This window comes from Cobetia sp. SIMBA_158, assembly GCF_046566945.1.
GTDB classification, from domain to species: domain Bacteria; phylum Pseudomonadota; class Gammaproteobacteria; order Pseudomonadales; family Halomonadaceae; genus Cobetia; species Cobetia amphilecti.
Window position 1 is genome coordinate 1 of sequence record NZ_JAWJYL010000313.1, and the last position, 275, is coordinate 275.

Annotated in this window: 1 protein-coding gene; it reads left to right on the forward strand. The window is 37.5% G+C overall.

Annotated elements, in window-relative coordinates; all coding sequences use genetic code 11:
* On the forward strand, nt 1-258 hold a 258-nt coding region (locus R2R70_RS20110), incomplete at its 5' end, for a K+/H+ antiporter subunit F (protein WP_410978917.1).
* Between the last annotated feature and the right edge of the window lie 17 nt (nt 259-275).

The following is a 275-nucleotide window of genomic DNA, read 5'->3' on the forward strand; positions in this document are numbered from 1 at the left end:
GTATTACTTATCGTTTTTGCCATGAGAGGGCTCTCTTTATTACTTAATTTGTGGCGCCTTATTATAGGGCCTTCGATTCCTGACAGAGTTTTAGCCCTTGATACTATGTATATTAATGTTATTGCACTTATTGTTTTATACAGCATAAGTATGGGAACAGGCTTGTATTTTGAGGCTGCCTTGTTGATAGCTATGTTAGGGTTTGTAAGCACTGTTGCGGTGTGTAAGTATTTACTACGTGGCGATATAATTGAATAGGGTGGCAAGATGATTAT